Annotated in this window: 6 protein-coding genes; 5 read left to right on the top strand and 1 reads right to left on the bottom strand. The window is 35.8% G+C overall.

The window, feature by feature from the left end; translation table 11 throughout:
• The 5 genes from HCAN_RS07255 to HCAN_RS07235 all read left to right on the top strand — a co-directional run.
• Positions 1–314: hypothetical protein (locus HCAN_RS07255; RefSeq protein ID WP_232049093.1), on the top strand; the 314-nt coding region annotated here is incomplete at its 5' end.
• Positions 315–935, top strand: coding sequence for a guanylate kinase (gene gmk, locus HCAN_RS07250; RefSeq protein ID WP_006656459.1), 621 nt, complete (start codon positions 315–317; stop codon positions 933–935).
• Positions 936–1,018: 83 nt separating this feature from the next.
• A complete protein-coding gene (gene carB, locus HCAN_RS07245) occupies positions 1,019–4,297 on the top strand; it encodes a carbamoyl-phosphate synthase large subunit (RefSeq protein ID WP_006656967.1) in 3,279 nt (1,092 codons plus the stop codon).
• Positions 4,298–4,300: 3 nt separating this feature from the next.
• Positions 4,301–4,762: a Sua5/YciO/YrdC/YwlC family protein gene (locus HCAN_RS07240; protein ID WP_006656457.1), complete on the top strand. Its 462-nt coding sequence runs from the start codon at positions 4,301–4,303 to the stop codon at positions 4,760–4,762.
• Between the two features lies 1 nt (position 4,763).
• On the top strand, positions 4,764–5,234 hold the full coding sequence (locus HCAN_RS07235; RefSeq protein WP_006656456.1) for a threonine/serine exporter family protein: 471 nt from the start codon (positions 4,764–4,766) through the stop codon (positions 5,232–5,234).
• On the opposite strand, the gene HCAN_RS07230 is transcribed toward HCAN_RS07235, so the two are convergent.
• Positions 5,231–6,121 (bottom strand): homoserine O-succinyltransferase, encoded by an 891-nt coding sequence (locus HCAN_RS07230; RefSeq protein ID WP_006656455.1) that lies wholly within the window; start codon positions 6,119–6,121, stop codon positions 5,231–5,233. The two genes, HCAN_RS07235 and HCAN_RS07230, sit on opposite strands and share 4 nt — an antisense overlap.

Raw genomic sequence — 6,121 nt, 5'->3', positions numbered from 1 at the left:
CAGCCCCCGCGGATATTCAAGAAGATTCTAAAGTAGAAGATTTGAAAGCATCAGAAGACTTAGGGGAATTTGATTCTTTAAGTTTAGAAGCGATGAGTGAGGCTTTAGGAGAGCCTATTGCAAAAGAGCCTAATATAGCTCCTATCGTGCCAAAAGAAGAAGTTAAAGAAGCTAGTTTGCCAAGTAATGTGCAAATTAATTCTCTAGAATCATTAATTGGAGCTTTACAGACTTTGCAAACACAGAGTTTAAAAGAGCTTTTAAGCGGTGCTACCATTAATATTAGTATTCAGTTTCCTAAAAAAGAAGATTAAATGGAAGGGATTAAGTTAAAAGGGGCTATTTTGATTTTATCGGGACCAAGTGGAGCTGGTAAAAGTTCGCTTTATAAGGCTTTGGCAAAGGAATTTCCTAAGCATTATTTCTCAATTTCATCTACAACAAGAGAAAAGCGAAAAGGCGAAGAAGAGGGTGTGCATTATCACTTTATTTCCAAAGATGAATTTCAAAAGAATATTCAAGAAGATAATTTTTTGGAATGGGCTTTAGTACATGGAAATTATTATGGGACTTCTAAAATGCCTATTTTAGAGGCTTTGGAGCAGGGTAAATTGGTTGTTTTTGATGTGGATGTGCAAGGGCAAGAAAATATTAAAAAAGCTTTTCCTAATCATACAACAAGTGTTTTTATTACCACCAATAATAAAAAAATTTTAGAGGAGCGTTTGGGTGGGAGAGGAAGTGATGAAAATGAAATTATTAAAAAACGCTTGGAAAATGCAGTAGGCGAAGTTAAAAAGCTTAATAAGTTTGATTATTTGATTATTAATGAGAATTTAGAAGAATCAGCAAAAACTTTGGTTTGTATCGCTAAAGTTGCTTTTTGTAAGGCAAGTTTGTATCCCATTGATCTAGTGATGCAAAAGTGGGAATAATGAAATTATTAGAAGTTTTAAGTAAGTGTAAGGTGCAATATATAAAAACAAGATTAATTTTAAAAAAGTAGGAGGGAGTTTTTATGCCAAAGCGAAATGATATTAAAACTATTTTACTCATCGGTTCAGGACCCATTGTCATTGGACAAGCGTGTGAGTTTGATTATTCTGGCACACAAGCAGCCAAAACACTCAAAAAGCTTGGCTATCGCGTGGTGCTTATAAACTCCAATCCTGCAACCATTATGACTGATCCAAATCTTGCTGATCGCACCTATATCGAACCTATTACCGAAGAAGTGATTGCCAATATTATCAAACAAGAAAAAGTTGATGCTATTTTGCCTACTATGGGTGGGCAAACCGCGCTAAATGTCGCGATGAGTATGTATGAAAAAGGTATGCTAGAGGGTGTAAAGTTTTTGGGTGCAAATCCTAGTGCGATTAAAAAGGGTGAAGATAGACAGGCTTTCAAAGAAGCAATGCTAAAAATCGGTATGGATTTACCAAAATCTCGCTATGCCTACACTATAGAAGAAGCACTTGAAGCAGCCAAAGAAATAGGATTCCCACTTATTATTCGTGCAAGTTTTACCCTTGCTGGTGGCGGTAGTGGTGTGGCATATAATATTGATGAATTTAAAACACTCGCGCAAAATGGCTTAGATACAAGCCCAATTAGTGAAATTTTGATTGAAGAATCACTGCTTGGTTGGAAAGAGTTTGAAATGGAAGTAATACGCGATAAAAGTGATAATTGCATTATCGTGTGTAGCATAGAAAATTTAGATCCTATGGGTGTGCATACGGGAGATTCTATCACGATCGCCCCTGCTCTTACACTCACAGACAAAGAATACCAACGAATGCGCGATGCAAGTTTTAAAATCTTGCGAGAAATTGGAGTAGATACAGGCGGAAGCAATGTGCAATTTGCTATCAATCCAAAAACCGGTAGAATGACGGTTATTGAGATGAATCCACGCGTTTCTAGAAGCTCTGCTCTAGCCTCCAAAGCCACAGGCTATCCAATTGCCAAAATTGCGACATTGCTTGCGGTAGGCTATACGCTTGATGAAATCAAAAACGACATCACAGGCACACCTGCAAGTTTTGAACCTAGTATTGATTATATTGTAACAAAAATTCCACGCTTTACCTTTGAAAAATTCCCACAAGCAGATTCAACACTCACCACCTCTATGAAATCCATTGGGGAAGTTATGGCAATTGGTGTGAGTTTCAAAGAATCCTTGCAAAAAGCCCTCTGTAGCTTAGAAACAGGAATCTTTGGATTTAATCCAATCAGTAATGATCTAAGCGAGATTCAAAGGGAAGTGCGTCGCCCAAATGCTCATAGGCTTTTGTATATTGCAGAGGCATTGCGCAATGATATAAGCGTGGAAGAAATTCATGAATGGTGCAAAATCGATCCATATTTCTTACACCAAATTGCAGAAATTATTGCATTAGAGAAGCAAATCTCTTTTGAATCCTTGCAAGATTCAGAGTTTTTAACACTCACCAAGCAATATGGCTTTAGCGATAAAATGTTGGCATTTCTCATCAATAAAAACGAGGGCTTAGAATTACGAGAAGAGGACATATACGCATTGCGACAAAAACTACATGTGCAGCTACAATACAATGAAGTAGATACTTGTGCGGCAGAATTTAGCACACAAACAGCGTATTTGTATGGCACAACACCTTTTAACGCACAATCCTTTGTAGATTATAACCCACAAGACAATCCAGACCAAAACGCACAAAAAAAAGTTTTAATCATCGGTGGTGGACCAAACCGAATCGGTCAAGGCATTGAGTTTGATTATTGTTGTGTGCATGCAAGTTTTGCTCTCAAAGATATGGGCATACAAAGCATTATGTATAACTGCAATCCAGAGACGGTAAGCACAGACTATGACACAAGTGATGTCTTGTATTTTGAACCCATTACCTTTGAATGTGTGCGTAGTGTGATTGAGAGAGAAAAGCCCGATGGCGTGATTGTGCATTTTGGAGGACAAACACCACTCAAACTCGCCAAAAAATTAACAACTATCGGGGCAAAAATCATTGGAACGAGTGCAAAAACCATTGATATTGCAGAAGATAGGGAAAAATTTGCAAAATTTGTAGAAGAAAATGGACTTTTACAACCTAAAAATGGTACGGCTTTTACCAAAGAAGAAGCAATAGAAATTGCACAAAATATTGGATTCCCTGTGCTTGTCCGCCCAAGCTATGTGCTTGGTGGGCGTGCAATGCGGATTGTCTATAATGTAGCGGAATTGCAAAATTATATGAGTGAGGCAGTGAGTGTTAGTGAAGATTCACCGGTGCTAATTGATAAGTTTTTAAATAATGCTTTAGAGCTTGATGTAGATGTGATTTGTGATGGCAAAGATGTTTATATTGCAGGTATTATGCAACATATTGAAGAAGCTGGGATTCATAGTGGTGATTCGGCTTGTTCGATTCCAACTATTAGTATTTCTAAAGAAAAAATAAAAGAGATTGAAGAAACAACCGCAAAGATTGCAAGAAATCTTGGTGTAGTTGGGCTGATGAATACGCAATATGCCATTTTTGAAGAGACGCTATATCTCATTGAGGTGAATCCTAGAGCCTCACGCACCGTGCCTTTTGTCTCTAAAGCTACAGGGATTCCATTAGCTAAAGTCGCCACTCATGTAATGATTAATAAGGATTTGAAAGCGGCTTTAGAATTTTATGATGAGCATAAAAAAGTGGAATTTAAAGATGGGCTTTATAAACCCAAAAAATCAAAACATATTGCAGTTAAAGAATCGGTGTTTCCTTTTAGTAAGTTAAGTGGAGCAGTTATGGTTTTGGGTCCAGAAATGCGATCTACAGGAGAGGTTATGGGGATTAGCGAGAGCTTTGGAGTGAGCTTTGCTAAAAGTCAAATGGCTAGTAAGAATCCTATTCCTACTAAGGGTAAAGTGTTTATTTCATTAAGGAGTTTTGATAAGCCTCAAGCAGGGGATTTAGCAAGGGAGCTTGAGGGACTTGGATTTGAAATTTGTGCGACAAAAGGAACTTCTCAAGAGATTAGTAAAAAAGGAATTGCTTGTGAAGAAGCACTAAAAATTAGTGAAGGGCGTCCTAATATTGGAGATATGCTTGCAAATGGCGAAATTGCTTTGGCGATTAATACTAGTGATGAAGCTTCAAGCAAAGATGACACTGACAAGATTCGCACCCAAGTTTTACGCAACAATGTCCCTTATTTTACAACCATTGAAGCAGCAAGAGTAGCCATTAGTGCCATTAGTGAGATTAAGAGGATTAATCCAAATATTGCAAAGCCACTTCAAGATTATTTAAGTGAGTAGGTGGTGTTTGAAGAGAGTGTTTTTTTGGCACAAAGTGATACAACTACTGGTTTGTTGTGTCTAGATTCTAAAAAATTAAATCTTAAAAAAGGAAGACAATCCAATCAAAGAGTGATTGTAACATTAGGGAGTTTTCAAAAACTTGGAGAATTAGTGCGAATTCCACAAAAATATAAAAAAATGATTCGCAATAGTCAAAAAACCACCTTTATTTATAGGGGTAAAAATAGTTTGGTAAATCATTCTTTGGGGATTAGAGTGGTAAGGGATTCTTTGCATAATGAATTTTTACGCTTTTTTCCTTATTTGTATTCCACTTCTGCAAATCCTCATAAACAAAATTTCAATTTAGAATTTGCTTTAAAGAGTGCTGATGTTTGGATAATGGATAAGCGAGGTTTTATGCCTTCTAAGGCTTCAAGAATATTTAAAGTAGGGAATAATAATCTAAGAATTGTGAGGTAAAATGAAAATTTCTAGCCTAATTGCTTCTTTGTTAGTGAGTGCGTGTTTAGTATTTTTATTGTTTTGTATTTTTTGGGCAGCAATTTTTGTAAATTATATTAATTATTATGGGATTAGAGAGTTTTTTAATCCTTTCTTTGGCAATGTTTTTAATCCCTTTGTATTTATTTTAATGGTTTTGGGTTTTGGAATTGCCTTTGTTATTCCTTTGCTTGGGGGTATTGCACGGATTTTTTATGTGGTTTTATTATTTTTATGTTTGAGTTTGTTTGTGCCTACTTTGGGAAATAAAATAGGGAAAATCATACTCTCTAGCAATAAAGTGATTAAAATTGATGGAGTGGAAAGCAAAGTGTATAGTCTTTATGAAAATAGATTTTATATTTTTTATTTAAAAGATCAATTAAATGGAAAAGAGACTTTAGAAGAGAGAAAGAAAAAAATAGCCTATTATGAAAAGCCAAAGCCCTAGCTTTCCAAAATAAAAGGCGTGTCTTGATAAACTGCAAAATTTAACCAATTTGAAAACATTACACTTGCGCTAGATCGCCAAGAGAGTATGGGATTTTCTTGAGAATCAAAGTAGTTGAAAGGTTTATGAATGGGTAATCCCTTGTTTAAATCCCTTTGGTATTCAGATTCTAAAGTGTTTTTGGAGTATTCTGGGTGTCCTAAGATAAAGAAATCTTTATTGTCTTTAAGGGCTGTGATTCCACTTTCTTTTCCTTGTAGCAAAATTTTTAGATTAGGGTTTGTTGCAACTTGAGATTCATTGATTCCTGAATGTCTAGAATGCGGGATTTTTACTATTTCATCCAAACCATTGAGTAATAAATCTTTTTCTACCCAAAAATGCTCAAAGACACCAAAAAGTTTTTCTTTAAGAGGTATTTTTTGTATTTTATGAAAGTGATAAAGCCCTGCCATCGCCCCCCAACACAAATACAAAGTGCTAGTGCAATTATGCTTTAAATAATCCATAATCGCTACTAATTCTCTCCAATATTTTACTTGCTCAAACTCTAAATGTTCAATTGGAGCGCCTGTAACGATAGCTCCATCAAAGTTTTTATGTTTAATTGAATCAAAATTAACATAGAATTTATCCAAATGTGATTTTGGAGTATTTTTGCCTATATAAGTGGCAGTGGAAAGCAGAGTGATATTGACTTGCAAAGGGGAATTTGCAAGGAGAGCGAGAATCTGATTCTCGGTTTCTATTTTAATGGGCATAAGATTAATAATTAAAACTTCTAAAGGGCGAATATCTTGCGATTTTGCCCTTTTTTGCCCCATAATAAAAGCGTATTCTTTGAGAGCCCTAAAGGCAGGAATATCTTCAGGAATAATGAGTGGCAT

The sequence above is a fragment of the Helicobacter canadensis MIT 98-5491 genome, assembly GCF_000162575.1.
Classification (GTDB): Bacteria; Campylobacterota; Campylobacteria; order Campylobacterales; family Helicobacteraceae; genus Helicobacter_D; species Helicobacter_D canadensis.
Note: the sequence above shows the minus strand (reverse complement) of the source record. Positions and strands in the feature narration are given on the sequence as shown.

Coding starts and splice junctions, on each gene's coding strand:
- gmk (WP_006656459.1), top strand. CDS start 315: ATGGAAGGGATTAAGTTAAAAGGGGCTATTTTGATTTTATCGGGACCA.
- carB (WP_006656967.1), top strand. CDS start 1,019: ATGCCAAAGCGAAATGATATTAAAACTATTTTACTCATCGGTTCAGGA.
- HCAN_RS07235 (WP_006656456.1), top strand. CDS start 4,764: ATGAAAATTTCTAGCCTAATTGCTTCTTTGTTAGTGAGTGCGTGTTTA.
- HCAN_RS07230 (WP_006656455.1), bottom strand. CDS start 6,121: ATGCCACTCATTATTCCTGAAGATATTCCTGCCTTTAGGGCTCTCAAA.